Here is a 22396-nt window from a genome sequence, read left to right on the forward strand (position 1 = left end):
GTTCCATGAGAGTGTCTCCATCAGTGGCACCGTACAAAGCCCCAAAAAAGCGGGCTTTGTACCGTTAAATACCCCCCATATGTCAGAGGCGCACGCGCACCCCCACCTGGAATGCGCGCGGTGCGCCAGGGGCCACAAACAGGGCTTCGCTGCCAGCCCCGGTGTAGCGGCCTTGCGCATCAAACTGGGTTTCCGCCAGGGCGCCAAAGCTTTCGCTTTGGCGGTTGAAGACGTTGCGCACATTGGCAAACAGCTCCACGCCCTTGAGGTTGGCGGGCTTCCAACTGGTGCGCAGGTTCAGCAGGCCATAGCCCGGCAACTTGAGCCGCACGCTGTCGTCATCACCGTCTTCCAGCAGGCCATCTTCATTGCCGGCCACGCCACGGCTGGACAGCAGTTGGGCATCCAGGCCCACGGTCCAGCCTGGGCTCAGTTCGCCATCCAAGGCCAGCTTCAATTGGTGCTTGGGCAAACCAGCCAGACGTGTACCCGGGGTGATGGTGACGTTACGCTCGCCCTGGCGGATCACGCCTTCGGCCTGGTAAGTGGCCTCCAGATAGCTGTAGCCCACACCGACGGTCCACGCGCCCCAGCGGTTTTGAACCTCGGCGTCCAGCCCTTGGTGGCGAGTGCGGTCGAAGTTGCGGAAGTAGCCCAACTGCCCCGTGACACTGACGCTGGAGAAGAGGATGTCATCGCGGTTGTCGGTGCGATACAGGGTGAGGCTGCCTCGGGTCTGGCCGGGCTTGGCCTGCAGACCACCAAAGCGCAGGCCCAGCTCCAGCGAGGTGGACACCACGGGCTTGAGGTAGGGGTCGGCCTGCAGGCCGGCGGGCAGACGGCAGGGCTCTTCTGGGTCGGCGCAACCCAACTCAATCACGGTAGGCACGCGGCTGTTGCGGGCCACATTGGCGAACAGGGTCGGCCCGGCGTCTAAGCGATGTGCCACGCCCAAAGCGGGGTTCCAAGTGCGGTAGGTGAAGGTCTCGGTGGGCTTGACTTCCAACTCCCCGCTGTCGTCATCCACCGTGTCGAGCTGGTTGCTGACACGGGTTTGGTTGAAGCGCAGCGTGCCCGTCACATGGGTGTTCGCCGCGAGCTTGAAGGTGTCGGTCGCATACAGCGCAAAGGTGCGCGTGCTGCCCACGACTTTGGCGCTCAGCTCGGCGGGCTCGTCTTCTGGCACCACGCCGCGGGTGTCGTCAAACTCGCCCTCTTGCTCGGTTTGCTCATAGCGCACCCGGGCGGACTCCAAAGTGCCGCCCAACTGCCATTGGTGCGCACCGCTGCGGCCTGAGAGCGCCAGCGAGAGGCCGCCCCCGCGCTGGGTGGTCAGCGTGCGGTTCAGCGAGGCATTGACATCCGATCCCTCCACCACCTCTTCGGCCTCGTCTCCGTTCACCGTTTCACGGCGGGAGTCACGCCACCACACCAAGGTCTCCAGATTCATGCCGCCGTCCAAGCTGCGGCTCCATGAGCCGGTCACCTGGCTCAGGCGGTTGCGGGTCAAATCAGGATGGGTGTAAACCGCACTGCGGCGCAGAGCGCCCAAGTCGGGGGTGCCCTGTCCGTCCTCATCCAAGGTCACCCAAGGCACCAAGCCGTTGCCGATCAAGGTGCTTTGGCCGTGCAAAAGGCCCAGGCTGAAGCGGCCCAGCTCGCCTTGGTGGCCCAGCTTGGCATTGAAGTGGGTCAAGTCGCCCTTGGAGTGGTCCCGCCAGCCGGTTTCATCAAACCCACCCACGGCCACATAGTGGTCCCAGCCGCCCTCATGCACCGCGCCATGGGACGCATCCATGCGCTTGCGGCCAAAGCTGCCCAGCGACAAATCCGCCCGCAAGCCCGGCGCGGTGCGGCCGCTGGCCGTGGTCATGGCCATCGCGCCCCCCAAGCTGTTCAAGCCAAAGGCCGGGTTGGCGCCGGGCACCAAACTCAGGGCATCTACCGAGAACTCGGGGATCAAGTCCCAATTCACCACATCGCCAAAGGGCTCGTTGACACGCACACCATCCAGGTACACGGACAAACCCTGAGGCGCACCCAGCAGGCCCGAGGCCCGGTAGCCCCGGAAGCTCAAATCACCTTGGAATGGGCTGCCCTGAATGTCATTGACCAACACGCCAGGGACGCGCCGGGCCAGGTGGTCGCTGAGGTTGTCGGCTTGCCCCTCTTCCAGCGCTTTGCGCTTGATCACATGGGTGGTGTAGGGCAAGGCCTCACGCGATACGCCCTGGCCGGGCAAGGGCGAGGTGCCAATCACTTCCACAGTTTCGGTGGGGGCGCTGGGCGCGGGCACTGTTTGCGCCATGGCCCAGCCTTGACACAGCAAGAGGCTGGCCAGGGCCACGGGCTTGAGGGCGGGCTTGAAGGCCAGCAGAGTGCGGGCGGCTCGGGTGTGAGGGGTGCTTGTCGTCATGGCTTGTCTCGTGCCTTAGAGAGGGAACAACAGAAAACACCCGCCATCAAGCAATCACCGTTCCAGATCGTTCGGGAATTCTTCCTGACTTGCAGCAGCGCAGCAGCGCGCGCACGAGGCCTGATACGCTTGGCGCATGTCTGGGCTGCCCTCTCCTACTGTCTTGCGTGTCGTGCTGGTGGATGACCACGCGGTGGTGCGCACCGGCTGCCGCCGCTTGATGGAGTTGGAGCCCGACCTGCGCGTGGTGGGCGAGTTTGGTGACGCCGACTCGGCCCTGGACTGGCTGCAGGCCCAAGCCCCGCAAGCGGGCGCAGCGGCTGAAGTCATGGTGCTGGATTTGTCCATGCCCGGCCGCAGCGGCCTGGACTTGCTGCGGCGCGTGGCCTTGCGCTGGCCCTCGCTGCGGGTGCTGATGTTCACCATGCACGACAGCAGCGCGATGATCCAACAAACCCTGGCCGCGGGTGCCCACGGCTTTGTGGCCAAAAGCCGCTCGCCCGATGAGCTGATCGCGGCCATCCGCCAGGTGATGCGTGGCCGGGTCGTGGTCTCAGACGCTGAGCCCGCCCTTCCCCAAGACGCGCCGGCTCACACCCAACTCAGCGCCCGCGAGTTCGATGTGATGCGGCTTTTGGTGGAAGGCGAGAGCCTGGATGAGATTGGCCAACGCCTGTGCATCTCCCCCAAGACGGTGGCCAACTTGCAGACCCTGCTGCGCCGCAAGCTGGGCGTGAACAACAACGTGGAGTTGTTGCGCTACGCCCAGATGCACCGGCTGTTTGGCGCCTGACTCACAGCACAAAGTCAGTGGCGACCAAGCTGATGTTGCCGTTGACCTTGATCAGGAAGTCCGCCACGCCATCGCCATTGAGGTCGCCATAAATGGTGGTGCCTGTCGCTGTGGCCACTGAGCGCAGCTCGCCCGCGTGCCGCGTGAAGGCCCCGGCGCCCAGGTAGTTGAAGGCTTGGTCACCGGCCAGCAGGCTGTTGGCATCCAAGGCAGACAGGTCGATGCGGTCGCCTTGGGCCTGCGAGAAGTCGGCAATGGTGTCGGTGGTGGTGCGGGTGTTGCCCAGGTCGCTGAAGAGGTCGAACAAAAAGGTGTCGGCGCCCAAGCCGCCGGTGAGGCTGTCCACACCCGCGCCGCCATGCAGCACATCGGCCCCGGCACCGCCCAGCAAGGTGTCCTTGCCGTCGAGGCCGTGCAGCACATCGTTGCCCCCCGCGCCCGTCAGCACATTGCCCAAGCTGTTGCCACTGCCGTTTAGGCCGCCCAAGCCCGTGGCGGTCAGGTTCTCCACGTTTTGGGTCAGGGTGTAGAGGGCCAAATCCGTCAGCACGACATCCGCACCTTCGCCCAACACCTCAAAGACCAGATCGCCGAGGTTGTCCACCACATACTGGTCATTGCCCGCGCCACCAAGCAAGGCGTCCGCCCCACCCGCACCATTCAGGGTGTCGTTGCCCAGCCCGCCCAGCAGGCGGTCTGCGCCGCCCGCCCCCGTCAGTTGGTCATTGCCCGCTTGGCCTTGCAGGTCAGCCGCCGTGAAGCTGGGCGCAGCGCTCACCACGTTGGCGTTCTTGTTGGTGGTCACCGCACTCAGGTTGACATGGCCCGTGGCCGTCGTGCCGTCGCTGGCGGTGACTTGATAGTCAAAGCCTCCGGTGGCCTTGCTGGCCGTCACCACCAGTTGCCCATCCACCAGGCTGACCGTGGCGTTCACGGCGTTGGAGACGCCGGTCACCGCCAAGGTCTGCGCGTTGGTCACGCTGTCGTTGCCCAGCAATTGCGCAGCCCCCAAGCTGCTGGCCAGGCCCATCGTCAAGAACAGGCTGTCGGCTTGCGGCGTGATGACGGTGGGCAGTGGGTCGGTGGTGCCTTGAATCTCAAAGCTCAGCTCGGAGAGCGACTCCGCACCATGCGCATCCACCACCCGAATGCTGAAGACCTCTTGCACGAGGTCGCCATCATTCAAGGCCTGGGTCGCGGCCAAGGTGTTGTCCAGGCTGTAGGTGTAGCGGCCGTCAGCCTGCACCGTCACGCTGCCATAGCGGCCTTGCACCGAGCCGCCGACGGCCAGCCAAGCTCCAGTGGCCCCCAGGCCGCCGCTGCGCAGGCTGGCGACTTGCAAGGTCTCGCCCAAGCCCACGGTGGCGAGGTTGGCATCGCTGTCATTGGCCAGCACATCGCCTTGGGCGGTGGGCACACCGGGTGCGGTGCTGCTGGCTTCGACCAAGGTGCTGCCGACATCGCTCAAGGCCTCTGGCCCGACGTTCAAGACGCTGGCCAGCGCGAAGCTGCCGTTGTTGAAGGTGATGGTCTCGACCGTGTCGACCTGATCGCTGCCCTGGCCGTCCGCGCGGCGGTCGGTCAGCGTCAGCACATCGGCCGTCATGCTGGCATCAAAGTCGCGCCAATGGCCAGCGAAGACCGCTGTGTCTTGGCCCACACCGCCACTCAAGGTGTCGTTACCGCGCCCGCCTTCCAGCTTGTCGTTGCCCAACATGCCCAACAGCACATCGTTGCCATCGTGGCCCCAGAGATGGTTGTCATCACTGCCACCGCGCAAGGTGTCGTTGCCGTGGCCGCCTTCGGCATCCTCAATGTGGGTGGTGGTGGCTTCCTCCAAGCCCTTGAGGATGGCGTCCACGATATTGCTGCTGTCGGCCGTGAGGGTCACGACTTCGCCACGCCCAAGGTCGGTGGCCAGGTTTCGGTAGATGCCTTCGTAGTTGTTGGCGATGGCAAAGATCGGGATGATGTTGGCCGCCTCCAAGGCCGCTTTGACCTGCTGGATGACAGGGTAGTCTTCCAGGGCCCCATCGCCGGGCGTGAACGCGTCGCCGTTGTTGGGCGTGAAGATCCCCGCCGCCGCACCGTCACCCGCTTGGTGGAAGGGCGCGTCGGTGAACAGCACCACAAAGCGGCCCGCATCCGTTCTGAAGCCCACGTCTTGTGCATGCAAGGCCAGTTGCATCAAGGACTCGATCTGCGCCTCGGGCTCATCGTTGCCATTGCCAATCACCATGGCGTTGTAAGCGGCCGTCAGCAGGTTCTCATTGCTGGTCAGGCCTTGAGGCATGCGGTAGACCCATTCGCCGCCGATGCCAAAGGGAGAGACGGGTTTGTCGATGAAGGTCGATGCACCAAACACGCTGTCCTGCTGCACCGCGCGCAGTGCCGTCACGATGCTGGGCACCAGGCCGCGCACGGTGGCGATGTCGTCCCCAAAAGAGCCCGAAAGGTCTTGCAGGAACTGCACGTCCAGAGGCAGCTCGGTGCCGCCATGGCCGGGGTCGCAGTCGTGGTCGTCGATGTGGCTGAGGTCCACCCCTGAGAGGTCGATGTAGTTATCGTCCCAAGACTCGCTGGCGTCCAGGGTGTCGTGGCCTAAAAAATCTTCCAGGTGCACGGAGCCACCGGAGATGACGTAACGGTCGTCACCCGCGCCCCCGGCCAAGGTGTCAAAACCCGCACGCGACACCAAACGGTCGTTGCCATCGCCGCCCAGCAAGGTGTCGTCGCCAGCGCCGCCGTCCATGTCGTCGTCACCCGTGCCGCCCGCCAAACGGTTGTTGCCGGCGTTGCCGCCCACCTGGTGGGCATCGCCCGTGAGGCGCACCACCTCCACGCCATCGGGCGTGGTGGCCAGGTCCACGCTGGCATAGAGGGTATCCACCCCTTCATCAGCGGCTTCGATCACCACATCGCCGACGTTATCCACAAAGTAGGTGTCATCGCCCAGGCCACCGGCCAGCGTGTCTGCGCCCGCGCCGCCATCCAATGTGTCATGACCCTCGGCCCCATTCAAGCGCTGGCCGCCGGCCGCACCGGTCATGAGGTTGTTCAGGGCATTGCCTGTGCCCACCGTGCCTTCTCCCCAGACTTCCAAGGCTTCGACCTCGGCGCCCAGGGTGTAGTCGCCCAGGGCGCGCACGGTGTCGGTGCCGCCAGCGGCCAGCTCGGTCACCACGTCGCTGGCCACATCCACCACATAGAGGTCATCTCCGGCCCCGCCGATCAAGGTGTCCGCACCCGCCGCGCCATCCAGCGTGTCCTTGCTGGCCGTGCCGGTGATTTCATTGCCCAGGCTGTTACCCGTGCCCAGATGGGCCGTGCCTTGCAGGACCAGCTTTTCGACCTCGGTGGCACTGAGGGTGTAGTCGACGCTGGCCCAGACGGTGTCTACGCCTTCGCCGGCCAGCTCTTCGATTTGATCGGCGGCGTTGTCCACCTTGTAGAGGTCATCGCCCGCACCGCCACGCAGGGAGTCAGCACCCGTCGCACCATCCAAGGTGTCGTTGCTGATATTGCCGATAATCAGATTGGCCAGTGCATTCCCCATGCCGCTGCTGGCTGCCCCCGCCAGGGTCAGGTTCTCGATATTGGCCCCTAGCACGGTGTTGATGTGGGCCACCACGGTGTCGGTGCCGCCACCCACGGCTTCGATGGCCACGTCGCCGATTTGGCTGATCACATAGCGGTCGTCGCCCAGGCCACCGGTCAGGGTGTCGACGCCGCCGGCGCCGTCCAGCACGTCATTGCCGTCCGTGCCAAGCAAGGCGTTGGCCGCCTCATTGCCCGTGCCGCGCCGCGCCCCGCCCCTCAGCACCAGGGTCTCCACATTAGCGCTGAGGGTGTAGTCGATATGGCTTTCAACGGTGTCTTGGCCTGCAGCAAGGCCTTCTGTGACCACATCACCCGTGTCATCGACGATGTAGGTGTCATTGCCAGTACCACCCACCAAGGTGTCAGCGCCTGCCGCACCGTCAAGAAAGTCGTTACCCGTGCCGCCCGTCAGCACATTGGCCAGTGCATTGCCTGTGCCTCGCCAAGCCAAGCCGGTCAGCACCAGGTTCTCTACGTTGGCGGACAAGACGACATTGGTCGATGCCCGCACCGTGTCGGTGCCACCGCCCACGGCTTCATTCACCACATCGCTGAGGCTGTCGACCACATAAACGTCGTCGCCCGCTTCACCATTCAGGGTGTCTGTGCCGGCGCCACCGTCCAGGGTGTCATTGCCCACACCGCCCATCAAGGTGTCGTCGCCACTGCCGCCGTCCACGCTGTCGTGGCCGGCATCTGCCGCCACCACATCATTGCCGCCAAAGGCATAGATCACATCATCGCCCACGCCGACTTTGAAGCGATCCCCGTAGCCTGGGATCATCCAGTCATTGCCGTTGGTGCCGTAGATGTTGGTGTCAGGCTGCCAACTGGCCGGCGTGTACAGCAGGTAGGCGCTCTCGCCGGTGCCCGGTGCACCCATGAGCAAGTCGGCCGTGCCGTCTCCGTTCTTGTCCGAGGTGATGCTGACGGTTGAGCCCAGGGCGCTGCCCGCTGCGCCAACCACCTTGGCCCCGCCCACACCTTGGGCCACCAGGGACAGGTCGATGTTGCGGCTGCCGCCGCCCCACACCACATACACCGCCCCCGCGTTGGCGCCGCCCTCGTTGTCGGCGGGTGTGCCGATGACCCAGTCGGCCACCCCATCGCGGTTCAGGTCGGCGCCGCCGGTGACGCTCATGCGGCTCAAGGCGCCCAGGCTCGCGCCGGTGATGTAGAGACCGCCCACCCCCAAGCGCACATCGGCCAAGTTGACATTGCTGGTGTTGGACTTGCCCCAAACCAGATAGGCGCTGTTGGAGCCCGTTGCACCAATGAGGATGTCCGCCAGGCCATCGCCGTTCACATCACCCACGCTGCTGACCGCGCCGCCCACGGCGTCTCCCGACACACCCGTGATGCGATAGCCGCCGTTGCCCGCTGCGACGGAGGTCAGGTCCAAGGTCGAGGTGGTGGACTTGCCAAAGGCCACATACACCGCCCCGGCGTTCGGTCCGCCGATTTGGCTGCTGGCAGCGCCAATCAACAGTTCTGCCTTGCCATCACCGTTTTGGTCGCTGATGGTGCTGATGATGCTGCCGACGGCGTCACCCGCGTTGTCACCCACGATCTTGTAGCCGCCCGTGCCCGCAGCCACCGCGCTGAGGTTGACCACCGCATTGCTGCTCTTGCCCCACACCACATAGGCGGCGCCGGCGTTGTTGCCCCCGGCATCTTGGCCCGGCGCGCCCACAACGATGTCGACCTTGCCGTCGCCGTTCAGGTCCGCCACCGACAAGATGGCGGTGCCTGCCACATCGCCAGCAGCCTCGCCCTTGATCGCGTAGCCTTTGCCGCCGCCGGTGAACGGATCCTTCAGGTCAATGCCACCGGCCGTGGCTTGGCCCCACAGCACAAAAGCGGCTCCTGCATCCGTGTTGACACCCACTTCCATGCCGGGCGCACCCACCAGGATCTCCGCCCGGCCATCTCCATTCAGGTCGGCAGCACTGCCCACGGCCGCGCCGGCGCGGTCCCCAGCCTTGACGCCGTCGATGATGATTTCGTTCAGGGTGTCGCCCATTTGCACCGCACTGCCGCCGGTGGCTGGGGCCAACTGCACAAACACGCGGCCAGCGTCCACGGCTTTATCGTCATCGCCGGGCGCGCCAAAGATCAGGTCATCAACACCGTCGCCGTTCAAATCCAAGATGCCACTCAACCAAGGGGCACCGGTATAGGCGCTGGCGTTGAGCCCGAAGTCGCCCGCCGCGTTGGGCAAAAAGCGCACGGCCCCGCCTGTGGCATAGGCGTTGCTCAAGTAAATCTTGGTGGGGGGCAGAGCCATGACGTCGTCCTCGTTGATGCTTGTGCGAGGAGGATAGTCTTTAACTGTGCATTATTCACATATCCAACAAGCCTGCTCGACCTTTGGCTGGGTGCCGGATCAGTCGCTCCATCGGACCGCTCTCCTGGGAAAAAGGGGCGTCAGAGCCCCTGGCCCGAACGCCAAAGTTTTTCACCTTGATACCCGCTTAAGCTCCCTTAAGAAAAAAGCCCCCCGGGGTGAGCGGGGGGCTTTTCCACGTCGAACGCTGTGGGCTTACTGCGGTGCGACCGGCGGCAAGCCGGGGATGGGCATGGGCTTGCCATTCAGGGTGGCGGCGCCATTCTTGAAGCTGGCCTTGGCGACGAGGAAGTCCCCTTCACGCACCACAAAACCTTGAGCAATGGCCGGCTCAATCATGGCGTTAATGGCTTCATCGGTCGGCGCCTCGCCGTCGCCCTTGGAGGCATCGGCAATGGCGCGCAGCCACGCAGTGGGCACCTTCACGTGCGCGTTGGCCACCACTTTCTTGATCAGCGCCATCGGGTTCGTCGCACCAGGTTTGACCTCCTCGGCGGTGACACCTTCGGTGCCCAGCGAGTAGCCGAATTCACCTTCCTTGCCTTGGTAGGTGGCCGCCACCTTATCAATGCCGTACTGCGGGTTGTGCGGCAGCAGGGCCATGAGCTTCATGGGCAACTCGGCTGAGACTTGCTGGATCTTTTGCTCCAGCGCAGCTTTGCCGGCATCGCCTTGGCAGATCAGGCCCATGTTCTCTTTGTTGATGAAGGAGAGCGCGATCTCTTCAATGGTGGGCAGGTGAATGCGCTTGGCCGACTCTTGCCACAGGACTTTGTCGACCTTGTAGCCATTGACCTCTATGGAGGTGCTGCCCTCGGCAGCGGTGCTCAGCAAGTCGCCATCCACAGTGACCTTGGAGCTGAATTTCGCGCCTTTCATCAGCAGCTTGACCGCCTCGCCGTCCTCGGGCTTGCCAGCCACCTCAATGCTGGCGATCTCGCCGGTCGCCGTGCCCGGGGAAGCCCACCAGTACTTGCCACTGGTGGCGTCGCCAGTGGACTTGAAGCCCACCATCTTCACCACGGCGCCACTGTCGGCATCCACCATCTCCAGGCTGGGCATGGCCATGTCGTAATGGGTGGCAGCGCCTTTCTGCACGCTGCGTGCCGTCAGACCTTGCCAGGTCAGTTGCGTGCCGTCTGGCAACTTAGCCTTGACGCTGGGCATGGCCATGTCGCTGGTGATGTCGCCGCCGAGGCTCACGACGCTGTGCACCGTCAGCGGTGCGGCATCCAGGCCGATGGCTTCTTTGAGCTTGGCCTTCACCTCGTCACTCAGCACAAACTCCGAGTCAATGACCGCGCCGCCGACCGTGCTGAAGCCCGGCAGCGGGCCGTGCTGGATGCGGTCGCGCCATGTCAGGGGGAAGGAGGTGTCGCCACAGCCCATCTTGAGCGTCAGCGTCCGGGTCGCACTGGTGAAGGTCTTCTCGTACTTCAACTCTTGCACCGTCACCAAGGGAGCGAGCTTGTCCAGCATCTGCCGGGTCTCGGTCGTCATCTTGGCTTCGATCTTGTTGCCGGACATCACGGTGCCCGCCGCGCCCGCAGCCACCACGGCCACAGCGCCACCAGCGACCCATAAACCCACTTTGCTCATGCCAACACTCCCTCTATCGATGCAATGAAGAACCAGGCCCGGGCCCGGCGAATCCGACAGTCTAGCGTTCTCTGCCCCCAGTCTTTGATCTCACGGTTCCGGAGGCCAAATCCTGCACAAGGCTTGCGGGGGCAGCCCAAAGCCTGGCGGAGCTCTAGTGGAAACCCCCAGGTGAATCTGCAGTGCTTTTGTCTTGCGTCAAACTGGGGGGCTCCCTATGATTAACCGACCGGTCGGACTATTAATAAAGGACTCTCCATGTCGGATGCTTTGGTGCTGGTCAGCGACACAGGCGCGGTGCGCACGCTGACGCTGAACCGCCCGCAAGCCTTGAACAGCTTCACGGCCGAGATGCATGCCCAACTGCGCCATGCCTTGGACGAGGCCGCCGCCAGCGCCAGCGTGCGGGCCGTGGTGTTGACGGGTGCAGGCCGCGGCTTTTGCGCCGGGCAAGATTTGAATGACCCGGCCATGGTGCCCGATGTCCAAGGCCAGGTCGACATTGGCGCGGTGATTGAGGCCAACTACCGCCCGCTGGCCCTGCGCATCCAAGCCATGCCGGTGCCGGTGATTGCCATGGTCAATGGCGTGGCCGCCGGCGCAGGCGCCAACTTGGCCCTGGGCTGCGACATCGCCATTGCCGCTCGTTCGGCCAGCTTCATTCAAGCCTTCTCCAAGATCGGCCTGATCCCCGACTGCGGCGGCACCTGGCTGCTGCCTCGCGTGGTGGGCCGTGCTCGCGCGCTGGGCCTGGCCATGACGGGTGACAAGCTCAGCGCCGAGGCTGCAGAGCGGATGGGCATGATCTGGCAATGCGTGGACGATGATCAGCTCAGCGCCACCGTCCAAGCCCTGGCCGCGCGGCTTGCCGCCATGCCCTCTCGGGCCCTGGCCGCCACGCGCCGCACACTCGATGAAGCCTCGCAGATGACCCTGGAGCAGGCCTTGAGCCTGGAAGCGCATTGGCAGCGCGAGCTGGGCCATGCGCATGACTTCCGCGAAGGCGTCGAGGCCTTCCAGCAAAAGCGCGCGCCGCAGTTCAAGGACCGTTGAGATGAGCCAGAGCAAGGACGCACAACGCGTGGCCGAGGCCTGCCGCGATGCCATGTGGGCCAATGACCGCGCCTCCAAAGCCCTGGGCATGCAAATCCAGGCCGTGAGCCCGGGCGGTGCCGTGATGAGCATGACCGTGCGCGAAGACATGCTCAACGGCCATGACACCTGCCACGGCGGGCTGATCACCACCTTGGCGGACTCGGCCTTTGCCTTTGCCTGCAATGCCTATAACGAGATCACCGTGGCCTCGGGCTTCGACGTGAACATCATGGCCCCCGCCCGCTTGGGCGATGTGCTGACGGCCACCGCCGTGGAGCAAAGCAAGTCCGGTCGCACGGGGGTGTACGACATCACCGTGAGCAACCAGGCTGGGGTGCGCGTGGCCATCTTCCGTGGCCGCTCCTACACACTCAAGGGCAAGCCGCTGCTGCCTGCCGCTTAACGCTGAATCTGAGAGAAATCATGACGGTCAAGCACCCTGCCCCCGGCGACCTGGAGCCCATCGAACGCGCCAGCCGCGACGAGATCCAAGCCCTGCAACTCAAGCGCCTGAAGGCCACGCTGCAGCATGTGTATGCCAATGTGCCGCATTACCGGCAGGCCTTTGACGCCAAAGGCGTGCACCCCGATGATTTGAAGACCTTGGCAGACATTGCCAAGTTTCCCTTCACCACCAAGCACGACCTGCGCGCCAACTACCCCTTTGGCATGTTTGCCGTGCCGCGCGAGCGCGTGGTGCGCGTGCATGCCTCGTCGGGCACCACGGGCAAGCCCACGGTGGTCGGCTACACGCAAAACGACATCGACCGATGGGCCGGCTTGGTGGCCCGCTCCATCCGGGCGGCCGGTGGCCGCGCGGGCGACATCATCCACATCGCCTATGGCTACGGCCTGTTCACAGGCGGCTTGGGCGCGCATTACGGCGCCGAGAAGCTGGGCTGTACGGTCATTCCCATGTCGGGGGGGCAAACCGAGAAGCAGGTGCAGCTGATCACCGACTTCCAGCCCGACATCATCATGGTCACGCCCAGCTATATGCAGGTGATCATTGAAGAGTTCCGCCGCCAAGGGCGCGACCCGCGCGAGATGTCCATCAAGGTCGGCATCTTTGGGGCCGAGCCCTGGACAGACGAGATGCGCCGCCAGATCCAGGCCGATGCCGACATCGACGCGGTGGACATTTATGGCCTCTCCGAAGTGATGGGGCCTGGTGTGGCCAGCGAGTGCGTGGAGAGCAAAGACGGCCCGGTGATCTGGGAAGACCATTTCTACCCCGAAATCATCAACCCTGAAACCGGTGAGCCGGTGGCCGACGGCGAAGAAGGCGAGTTGGTCTTCACCACACTCACCAAAGAAGCCTTCCCGGTCATTCGCTACCGCACGCGCGACCTGACCCGGCTCTTGCCCCCCACTTCGCGCAGCATGCGCCGCATCGGCAAGATCGTGGGCCGCTCGGATGACATGCTGATCATCCGCGGCGTCAATATGTTCCCCACCCAGGTCGAAGAGCTGGTGCTGCAAACCGAAGGCTTGAGTGGCCAGTACCAAATCGTGGTGAGCCGCGAAGGGCTGCTCGATGAAGTCGAGGTGCGCTGCGAGGTGCTGCCCACCCATGCCCAGGCCGACCGCAACGCCATCGCCAAAGAATTGCAGCACCGCATCAAGACGCTGGTGGGCGTGTCCACCCGCATCAAGATCGGCGACCCGGAATCGGTGGAGCGCACGCTGGTGGGCAAGGCCCGGCGGGTGATCGACCAGCGGCCCAAGTGAGCCGGGTGATACTCGCGGCTCACTGACTGCCCTGCCCTTTATGGCCCGACCTCGCTCCGCCGGTTACGACGACCAACGCGACCACATCTTGCGGCAAGCCGCCGCCTTGTTCGCCGCCCAGGGCTATGCCGCGACCTCCATGAACCAAGTGGCGGCGGCCTGCGGGGTCTCCAAGGCCGCGCTTTATCACTATGTCCGCGACAAAAACGAGCTGCTGGCCGATGTGGCCGAGGCCCATGTCTTGCGCTTGGAGGCCGTGGTCAGCGACATCAGTGCGCAGGGGCTGGAGCCCGGCGCCCACCTGCGCGCCTTGATCTCGGCTTTTGTGCACGAATATGCCAACGCGCAAAACGAACATCGTGTGCTGACTGAAGACGTCGCCTTATTGGCCGAAGAAGAGCGCGCCCGCGTGCTGGGGGTTCAGCGGCGTGTCGTCGCCGCTTTCTCCTCAGCCGTTGCACGCTACAGGCCGTCCCTTCAAGGGGCTGACTTGCACAAGCCGCTGACGATGTTGCTGTTCGGCATGATCAATTGGATGTTCACCTGGTTCCGCCCTGATGGGCCGCTTTCACACGAACAGATGGCGCCGCTGGTGGCCGACCTGTTCATGGGTGGGTTGCAGGCATTGCAGCCCGAGTCCTTTTCCCCTTCCCCTCACGTCAAGGAGACAACGCAGTGAAGAAGATGATCAAGACCTTGGTGGCCACGGCCACCCTGATGGCCGCTGGCGCCACATTCGCAGACATCAACGTGGGGGTCACCGTGTCCTCCACCGGCCCGGCCGCTTCGCTGGGCATCCCCGAGAAGAACACCATCTCGCTGCTGCCCACCAGCATCGCGGGCCAGAAGATCAACTACATCGTGCTGGATGACGCCTCGGACACCACCAAGGCCGTGGCCAATACCCGCCGCCTGATCACCGACGACAAGGTCGACATCGTGCTGGGCAGCACCACCACGCCCAACTCCCTGGCCATGATCGACGTGGTCGCTGAAGCCCAGGTGCCGATGATCTCCATGGCCGCCTCGGCCCGTATCGTCGAGCCCCAAGACGCCAAGCGCCGCTGGGTCTTCAAGACGCCGCAAAACGACATCATGATGTCGCTGGCCATTGCCACCCACATGGCTGACCAGAAGGTCAAGACCGTGGGCTTCATTGGCTTTGCGGATGCCTATGGTGAAGGCTGGTTCCAAGAGTTCGGCAAGGCCGCAGGCCTGAAAGGCCTGCAAGTGGTGGGCTCGGAGCGCTACAACCGCACCGACGCCTCGGTCACCGCGCAAATCCTGAAGCTGGTCGCCGCCAACCCCGACGCCATCCTCATCGCCGGCTCTGGCACACCGGCCGCGCTGCCCCAAGTCGCCTTGGTGGAACGTGGCTACAAGGGCAAGGTCTACCAGACCCACGGCGTGGCCAATAACGACTTCCTGCGCGTCGGTGGCAAGAACGTGGAAGGCACCTTCCTGCCCTCCGGCCCGGTGCTGGTGGCGGCTCAGTTGCCCGCCAACCACCCGGTGAAGAAGAGCGCCACGGAGTACGTCACCAAGTACGAAGCCGCCTACGGCAAGGGCAGCATCTCCACCTTTGGCGCACATGCCTGGGATGCGGGCCAGTTGATGGCTGCTGCCGTGCCTGTGGCGCTGAAGAAGGCCCAGCCTGGCACCCCGGCCTTCCGCGCCGCCATGCGTGACGCCCTGGAGCAAATCAAGGAAATGCCCGGCGCCCACGGCATCTTCAACATGAGCCCTGGTGACCACCTGGGCCTGGACCAACGCGCCCGCGTGATGGTCAAGATTGAAGGCGGCACCTGGAAGCTGCAGAACTAAAGCTTCTGAGCCGCCCTGAAAAGGCCGCCTCCTGGGCGGCCTTTTTCATGCCCGCATCATGGTGCGCTGATCTGCGCACGCACCCACGCGCCCAAGGTGCCCAAGCGCGCGTAAACGCCTGGGTAGTTGGCCTTGCCGCAGCCATTGCCCCAGCTCACCACACCCACTTGGGTGTCGAAGGCACCGGTGCTGCCCTTGGCAAACAAGGGGCCACCGGAGTCGCCCTGGCAAGTGTCTTTGCCACCCACCCCCATCAGCCCGGCGCAGATCTCCTGCTTGCCGATGTCGCCATCGTAAGAGTCAGGGCCGTTGCACACAGCACGGTCCACGATGGGCATCTCAACCTCCAGCACCACCTTGGACGACTTGCCCAAGAACTTGGTGGTGCCGTAGCCCATGGCCATGGTGGGCGCGCCCGATGGCGCCACCTTCTTCTCAGCCTTGGGCGAATCCACAAACTTGGCTGGGGTGATGTCGTTGACGGCTTCCGCCAGCTCAATCACCGCCACGTCAAAGTCTTGGCTGGTGTACTTGGGGTGAATGGTGATGGCCGATGTGTTGACGCGTCGCCCCCCCTCCAGCAGGCTGAGCGTGCCCACCAGGATCTGGATCTCGCTGGGGCTTGTGCCCTCTACGCAGTGGGCCGCTGTCAGCACATGGCGGGGGCTGATGAGCGAGCCACCGCAGAACTGGGCCTTGGAATTCGTCGCGATGCTGCTGTCCATCAGGGCGACAAAAAACGGCCAACTGCCAGGTGCCGCCGGTGTCCCGCCGACGACTAAGGGCGCAATATCAGCGTTAGGCTTCAAATCCACGCCCAGCTGCTGGGCCCGCTCCTTTTGATGCGCGGCCACTTTGGCACGCAGGGGTGTGACGCCCTGGGCCAAGGCCGAGCTAACGACACAAATGCTGGCCATCGCAAGGCCGAGGGTCTTCCAGTGTGCTGACAGAAACATAGTTCTCTCCAACGTGAGTGAATAGGCGTCGCCTGCAGCGGGCCGCTGCAGGGCTTCGTCATTGAGCAACAGCGCCGCGGCGCTGTCACGCTTCACACAAGGGGGAGCCCCTAGTTTCCGGGGGCGTTCAGCGGCCTGTCTTCTTGCGCGCCGGGCCTGATGAGCGGCCCGCCGGTGCAGCACCCGCGCGCTGCGGCTTGGCCAAGCCGGTACGCCCCGTCGTATTGCGTGGCGGCAGGCCCGTGTGCTGGGTCAACACCTGACCCTTGACCGGCTGCCCACCCGCCTTGAGCGCAGCAGGCGCCGGCGCTGGCGTGGAGTTGGCCCGCCGAGGGCTGACATAAGCGCCATCGGTGGCCGGCTGCCAGGTCGGGATCAGGTGATGCTTGCCGTTACCGATCAGGTCGGCGCGGCCCATCGCTTGCAAGGCCTCGCGCAGCAGGGGCCAGTTGTTGGGGTCGTGGTAGCGCAAAAAGGCCTTGTGCAAGCGGCGGCGCTTGTCGCCCTTGACGATGTCCACCTTCTCGCCCTTGCGCACATCGCGGCTGATGCCCTTGAGCGGGTTCAACCCCGAGTGGTACATGGCCGTGGCGGTGGCCATGGGGCTGGGGTAGAAGGTCTGCACCTGGTCGGCGCGGAAGTTGTTGTGCTTCAACCAAACCGCCAAGTTCATCATGTCTTCATCGCTGGTGCCAGGGTGGGCGGCGATGAAATAAGGAATGAGGAACTGCTTTTTGCCCGCCTCGGCACTGAACTGCTCGAACAGGGCCTTGAAGCGGTCATAAGTGCCAATGCCCGGCTTCATCATCTTGGACAGCGGGCCGCCTTCGGTGTGCTCAGGCGCGATCTTCAGGTAGCCGCCCACATGGTGGGTGACCAGCTCCTTCACGTACTCGGGGGATTCGACCGCCAGGTCGTAACGTAAGCCTGAGCCAATCAAGATCTTCTTGATGCCGGGCAAAGCGCGGGCACGGCGGTACATCTTGATCAGCGGCGCATGGTCGGTCTTGAGGTTGGGGCAAATGCCCGGGTACACGCAAGAGGGCTTGCGGCAGGCGGCCTCGATCTCCGGGGTCTTGCAGCCCAGGCGATACATATTGGCGGTGGGGCCGCCCAGGTCACTGACCACGCCGGTGAAGCCCTTGACCTTGTCACGGATCTCTTCGACCTCGCGGATCACCGAATCCTCGCTGCGGCTCTGGATGATGCGGCCCTCGTGCTCGGTGATGGAGCAGAAGGTGCAGCCGCCAAAGCAGCCGCGCATGATGTTGACGCTGAAGCGGATCATCTCCCAGGCAGGGATCTTGGTCTCGGCGTCATGGCGGCCCGAGGCGTCGGCATAAGCCGGGTGCGGCGAGCGCGCATAGGGCAGGTCAAACACATGGTCCATCTCGGCCATGCTCAGCGGGATGGGCGGCGGGTTGACCCACAGATCACGCTGGGCATGGCCTTCGCCGTGGCTTTGCACCAGGGCGCGGGCATTGCCGGGGTTGGTCTCCAGGTGCAGCACGCGGCTGGCATGGGCGTAGAGCACCGGATCGCTCTTGACCTGCTCATAGGCGGGCAGGCGGATCACCGTGCGCTCGCGCGGCGTCACCAGGGCGCGGCTGTCGCTCTTTTGCAGCGGGCTGCGCACCAGCATCACGGGCTTGGTGGCAGGCTCGGCCTGAGGTGTGGCGGCGGCCTTGGTGCTGGCGCAATCCACGCCTTGCTCGGCCGCGGCTTCTTCGGTGGTTTGATAGGGGCTCAGCAGCGCATCGATGTGGCCCGGGGTGTCGACCTCGGTGGAGTCCACCTCAAACCAGCCGGCCAAGTTCGGGTCGTCTGAGCGGCGCATGAAGGCCGTGCCGCGCACATTGGTGATGGACTCGATCGGCTCTTTGCGCGCCAGCCGGTGGGCCACCTCCACGATGGCGCGCTCGGCATTGCCATAGAGCAGCAGGTCGGCCTTGCTGTCCACCAGCACCGAGCGGCGCACCTTGTCTTGCCAGTAGTCATAGTGCGCAATCCGGCGCAGCGAAGCCTCGATGCCGCCAATGATGACGGGCACGTCTTTGAAGGCCTCGCGGCAGCGCTGGGTGTAGACCAGGGTCGCGCGGTCGGGCCGCTTGCCGGCCACGCCGCCGGGCGTGTAGGCATCGTCCGAGCGGATTTTTCGGTCGGCCGTGTAGTGGTTGATCATCGAATCCATGTTCCCGGCGGCCACGCCAAAGAACAGATTGGGCGCGCCCAGGGCCTTGAAGGCCTCGGCGCTGCTCCAGTCGGGCTGGGCAATGATGCCCACACGAAAGCCTTGCGCCTCCAGCACCCGGCCAATCACGGCCATGCCAAAGCTCGGGTGGTCGACATAAGCGTCGCCGCTGACGATGATGATGTCGCAGCTGTCCCAGCCCAGCTGATCCATCTCTTGGCGGCTCATGGGCAAAAAAGGCGCCGTGCCAAAGCGCTTGGCCCAGTAGGGCCGATAGGCCGTCAGGGCTTTGGGCTTTTCAGGCAAGGTCGCAGCGGGACGGGCCGCAGCAAGAGTGGGGGAAGACATGAGCAAAAAACACCAGCGTTCAGGGGCGGCAGCGGGGCAAACACCCGCGCATCGCAAGGCCGGATTGTCCCTTGTTGGCCGTCTGCGGCCAAACCCTGGGCAGAATGCCCCTCCTCATGGCCCCTGCCTTCAGCCCTCCGCAGCCCCCGCTGGCTGCCCCATGGCCCCCCTTGATCGGGGTGGACTTCTCCAGCAGCCCCACGGCGCGCAAGCCCATTGTGGTGGCGCAGGGCGAGCGTATCGGCGCCGTGGTGCGGCTGGGCGCGCTCTCGGCCCTGCCCACGTTGAGCGACTTTGGCGCTTGGCTGAAGCGGCCGGAGCCCTGGGTCGGCGGCTTTGACCTGCCCTTTGGCCTGCCCCGCGAACTGGTGGCGCACTTGGGCTGGCCGACCGACTGGCCAGCCCTGATGGACCACTACGCCCAGCTCAGCCGGGCGCAGATCCGCGACACCTTTGCCGCTTTTTGTGCCGCCCGCCCGGTGGGGCACAAGTTTGCCCACCGCGCCTGCGACAAGCCCGCGGGCTCGTCCCCCTCGATGAAGTGGGTCAACCCGCCGGTGGCCTACATGCTGCACGCCGGGGTGCCGCTGCTGCGCGAGGCGGGGGTGAGCTTGCCCGGCTTGGCCGCCGGTGACCCGCAGCGCGTGGCCCTGGAAGCCTACCCCGGCCTCTTGGCCCGTGACGTGCTGGGCCAACGCTCCTACAAGGCCGACGACGTGGCCCGCCAGACGCCCGAGCGCCTGATTGCCCGCAAAGACTTGGTCGACGCGTTGGAGCAAGGCCGCACCCGGCTGGGCTTAAGGCTCAAGCTCAGCCATGCCCAGCGCGAAGCCCTGGTGGACGACCCCCAGGGCGACAAGCTCGACGCCGTGCTCTGCCTGATGCAAGCCGCCTGGGCCTGCACCCAGCCCCGCTGGGGCTGGCCCGAAGGGGTGGACCCGTTAGAGGGTTGGATCTTGGCGGCGTGAGTGGCGCCAGAGCTTATTTGACGGAAGCCAGCATGTAGTCCAGCCCAGCCGCCAACTCTTCGTCGGTCAGCTTGGGGTTGCCGGAGCGCGGGGGCATGGCGCCTTTGCCTTTGATGGCGGACTCCAGCAAGGCAGCGCGGCCGGTGGCCACGCGGGGCGCCCAGGCGGCTTTGTCACCCAGCTTGGGGGAGTTGGCCAGGCCAGGGGTGTGGCACATGGCGCAGTTCTGGTTGTAGACGGTCAGGCCATCGGGGGCGGCTTGGGCGCCAACGCTGAGCACCGTCATGGCGGCCACGGTGAACAGGGTGCGAAGGGTCAAAGTCATGAGGGCTCCAGAAAGCGAGTGGGGAAATGGCGAGGGTCTAAAGCCCTGCCAGCCCGCATACGCAAAGCCTGTGCCCGGTGGCCCGCAGACCGCAAAACGGGGTCAAGCCGCGCAAATTGCTTGGGTTAACCCGAGTCCTTCGACACAGTCAGTGCTCCGCACTGCGACACTTGCACCCGCAATTCCGTGTCTAGATCATTCGGGTCTAGGCGCGAAGCCGAAGACAGTGCTACAGCACGGCGAGGCAAAGCAACAACGACACGGATGATTTAGACACGGAATGAGCCGAACACGACGCATCCTCCGATTAGCCAGAAGCGCCCGCCTGACCACGTACTTGATCGCGCTGTGGCGCCTGGCCAAAGACCCCCGAACACCCTGGGCCGCGCGCGCCCTGACCGTGTTTGTGCTGGCCTATGCGCTGAGCCCCATCGACCTGATCCCCGACTTCATTCCGGTGTTGGGCCAACTGGATGACTTGGTGCTGATCCCGCTGGGCATCACCCTGATCGTGCGTTGGGTGCCGGAGGGTTTGTGGCAGGACTGCATGCGGGCTGCCAAAGAACAGGCATTGACTTTGCCCCGCTTGTGGTGGGGTGCGGTGCTGATCGTCGCGCTGTGGCTGGCCTTGCTGGGCTTGTTCGTGTGGTGGCTGGTGGGCACTTTGGCGGAGGGCGCATGACCTGCTGGCTGACACTGGCCCTGAGCGGCGCCTTGGCCGCCGTCACCGGTGGCGCCTGGGCCGCCCCTTACAAACCCACGGCTGAAGCGGCTGTGCGGGTCCAGGTGCTGCGCATCAGCGATGGCGACACCTTGTGGGTCACACCCCTGGACGACAAAGCCCGTCGCACCAAGGTACGCATTCAAGGCATTGATGCGCCGGAGCTGTGCCAAGCGGGCGGCCCGGCCGCGCAAGCCGCGCTGCAGCGTTGGGCACAGGCCGCGCCCTTGAGCATGACGGTGACGGGCCGCGACCAACACGGCCGCGTGCTCGCCCGGCTGCACAGCGGCACAACCGACGTGGGTGAAGCCTTGGTGCGTGAGGGCCAGGCGTGGAGCTACCGCTTCCGCGACGACCCTGGGCCTTACGCAGCTCAGGAGCGGCAGGCGCGGCAAGCCAAGCGCGGCCTTCATGCCGACGTCAGCGCCCTGCATCCACGCGACTTCAGGCGCCGCCACGGGCCGTGTGACGACGACGGCCGCGCAGAGCGCCGCTGATCAGCGCAGCGCCGCCAAGCGCAGCTTGGGCCAGAGGAAGGTTTGGACCGTGGGCCACCAAGCGCCACCGAGGTCGAGGTCCACCGTGTGACCCGTGCCGTGATCGACCACCACGCAACTGTTGCCGCTGGCGTTGATGCGCTGCTGGGTCACCAGCACATTGCCCGTCCAGGTGGCGCCTGTCGTGGGGTCGGTGGGGTTGGCGTGGAAAAGCTGGACCGGCGTGTCCGTGGCGTCATAGCGCAGGATGGGGGTCGTGTCGACCAAGCTGTCGATCAGCGTGGCGCCGGTAGACACCGCAGCCGCCACCTTGGCCGAGACATTGGGATAGTCGGACACGGTGCCGGCCAATTCATCCCCCGAGATCGCATTGGTCAGCGAGAGCGCACCGCCTGCCGAGCCGCCAAAGGTGGCCATGCGAGTGGTGTCGATGAAGTAAGTGGCAGCATTGGCCTTGAGGTAACGCACCGCATTGGCCGTGTCTTCCGCGGCCTGCGTCATGGCGCGCAGGCGGGTGGCCGCATCGACTTCGTTGTTCGGTGTGAGGCGGTAGTTGATGGTGGCCGCCACATAGCCCGCTTGAGCGTAGCTCAGGGCCTTGCCTCGGTTGTCCTCTTTGGAGCCCGCCACAAAGCCGCCACCGTGAATGAAGATCACCATGGGCTGCAGCTTGTTCGCCTTGGCATTGGGGGGCACCCAGATGTCCATCAACAGCGTCAGCGTGGGGTCGTTCTTCTCGCTGGCTTTGGTGCGGTCGGAGGTGTATTGCCCACCGCCGTTGGGCCGGGTGGAGTACTTCACGTCTTTGTACTCGGTGAGCTGAGCCACCGTGTACTGCGTGCTGGCATACAGGCCCGTGCTGGGAATGTCGCCGTTAGGAGGCGGTGTGGGCCCTGGGCTTTCTGTGCCGCCACCGCCACCGCAGGCCGCCAACACGGCCAAGGTCGATGCCGCAGTGAGTGCGTGAATGAATTTCATGGTGATC

The 22396-nt window shown here is 64.8% G+C and carries 16 protein-coding genes; 9 read left to right on the forward strand and 7 right to left on the reverse strand.

Features of this window, described 5'->3' with window-relative positions:
• Window positions 1-82 precede the first annotated feature (82 nt).
• Window positions 83-2416, reverse strand: coding sequence for a TonB-dependent receptor (locus KAK11_RS11985; RefSeq protein ID WP_210809359.1), 2334 nt, complete (start codon window positions 2414-2416; stop codon window positions 83-85).
• Window positions 2417-2552: 136 nt separating this feature from the next.
• Between KAK11_RS11985 and KAK11_RS11990 the strand changes: the two genes are divergently transcribed.
• On the forward strand, window positions 2553-3209 hold the full coding sequence (locus tag KAK11_RS11990) for a response regulator transcription factor (RefSeq protein ID WP_210809360.1): 657 nt from the start codon (window positions 2553-2555) through the stop codon (window positions 3207-3209).
• Between the two features lies 1 nt (window position 3210).
• On the opposite strand, the gene KAK11_RS11995 is transcribed toward KAK11_RS11990, so the two are convergent.
• Window positions 3211-9096, reverse strand: a complete 5886-nt coding sequence (locus tag KAK11_RS11995; protein WP_210809361.1) for a VCBS domain-containing protein — start codon at window positions 9094-9096, stop codon at window positions 3211-3213.
• A gap of 255 nt (window positions 9097-9351) precedes the next feature.
• On the reverse strand, window positions 9352-10755 hold the full coding sequence (locus KAK11_RS12000; protein WP_210809362.1) for a YdgA family protein: 1404 nt from the start codon (window positions 10753-10755) through the stop codon (window positions 9352-9354).
• 258 nt (window positions 10756-11013) lie between these two features.
• Here KAK11_RS12000 and paaG point away from each other — a divergent pair, with 258 nt between their 5' ends.
• The 5 genes from paaG to KAK11_RS12025 are packed head-to-tail and all read left to right on the forward strand — an operon-like array spanning window position 11014 to window position 15405.
• A complete protein-coding gene (gene paaG / locus KAK11_RS12005) occupies window positions 11014-11808 on the forward strand; it encodes a 2-(1,2-epoxy-1,2-dihydrophenyl)acetyl-CoA isomerase PaaG (RefSeq protein WP_210809363.1) in 795 nt (264 codons plus the stop codon).
• A gap of 1 nt (window position 11809) precedes the next feature.
• Entirely contained in the window at window positions 11810-12253 is a 444-nt protein-coding gene (gene paaI / locus KAK11_RS12010; protein ID WP_210809364.1) for a hydroxyphenylacetyl-CoA thioesterase PaaI, read from the forward strand.
• A gap of 20 nt (window positions 12254-12273) precedes the next feature.
• Window positions 12274-13581, forward strand: coding sequence for a phenylacetate--CoA ligase PaaK (gene paaK / locus KAK11_RS12015; protein ID WP_210809365.1), 1308 nt, complete (start codon window positions 12274-12276; stop codon window positions 13579-13581).
• A gap of 40 nt (window positions 13582-13621) precedes the next feature.
• Complete coding sequence (locus KAK11_RS12020; protein ID WP_210809366.1) at window positions 13622-14260, forward strand: TetR/AcrR family transcriptional regulator; 639 nt, start codon at window positions 13622-13624, stop codon at window positions 14258-14260.
• Between the two features lie 5 nt (window positions 14261-14265).
• Window positions 14266-15405 (forward strand): ABC transporter substrate-binding protein, encoded by a 1140-nt coding sequence (locus tag KAK11_RS12025; protein WP_210809628.1) that lies wholly within the window; start codon window positions 14266-14268, stop codon window positions 15403-15405.
• Window positions 15406-15461: 56 nt separating this feature from the next.
• Here KAK11_RS12025 and KAK11_RS12030 read toward each other — a convergent pair whose 3' ends face one another.
• Window positions 15462-16361 carry a S1 family peptidase gene (locus KAK11_RS12030; protein ID WP_210809367.1) on the reverse strand — a complete coding sequence of 300 codons (900 nt, stop codon included), beginning with the start codon at window positions 16359-16361 and terminating at the stop codon, window positions 15462-15464.
• 127 nt (window positions 16362-16488) lie between these two features.
• Entirely contained in the window at window positions 16489-18900 is a 2412-nt protein-coding gene (locus KAK11_RS12035; RefSeq protein ID WP_210809368.1) for a YgiQ family radical SAM protein, read from the reverse strand.
• Window positions 18901-19016: 116 nt separating this feature from the next.
• Between KAK11_RS12035 and KAK11_RS12040 the strand changes: the two genes are divergently transcribed.
• Window positions 19017-19868: a DUF429 domain-containing protein gene (locus KAK11_RS12040; protein WP_210809369.1), complete on the forward strand. Its 852-nt coding sequence runs from the start codon at window positions 19017-19019 to the stop codon at window positions 19866-19868.
• A 13-nt stretch (window positions 19869-19881) separates the two neighbouring features.
• On the opposite strand, the gene KAK11_RS12045 is transcribed toward KAK11_RS12040, so the two are convergent.
• Window positions 19882-20193 (reverse strand): c-type cytochrome, encoded by a 312-nt coding sequence (locus KAK11_RS12045; protein WP_210809371.1) that lies wholly within the window; start codon window positions 20191-20193, stop codon window positions 19882-19884.
• 280 nt (window positions 20194-20473) lie between these two features.
• Here KAK11_RS12045 and KAK11_RS12050 point away from each other — a divergent pair, with 280 nt between their 5' ends.
• Both KAK11_RS12050 and KAK11_RS12055 read left to right on the forward strand, forming a co-directional pair.
• Entirely contained in the window at window positions 20474-20875 is a 402-nt protein-coding gene (locus KAK11_RS12050; protein WP_210809372.1) for a YkvA family protein, read from the forward strand.
• Window positions 20872-21411, forward strand: coding sequence for a thermonuclease family protein (locus KAK11_RS12055; RefSeq protein WP_210809373.1), 540 nt, complete (start codon window positions 20872-20874; stop codon window positions 21409-21411). The genes KAK11_RS12050 and KAK11_RS12055 overlap by 4 nt, the downstream gene beginning before the upstream one ends.
• Here the strand turns inward: KAK11_RS12055 and KAK11_RS12060 are convergent, their stop codons facing one another.
• Window positions 21412-22389 (reverse strand): alpha/beta hydrolase, encoded by a 978-nt coding sequence (locus tag KAK11_RS12060; RefSeq protein ID WP_210809374.1) that lies wholly within the window; start codon window positions 22387-22389, stop codon window positions 21412-21414.
• Window positions 22390-22396: the final 7 nt, after the last annotated feature.

It is taken from the genome of Ideonella paludis, assembly GCF_018069865.1.
GTDB classification, from domain to species: domain Bacteria; phylum Pseudomonadota; class Gammaproteobacteria; order Burkholderiales; family Burkholderiaceae_C; genus Ideonella; species Ideonella paludis.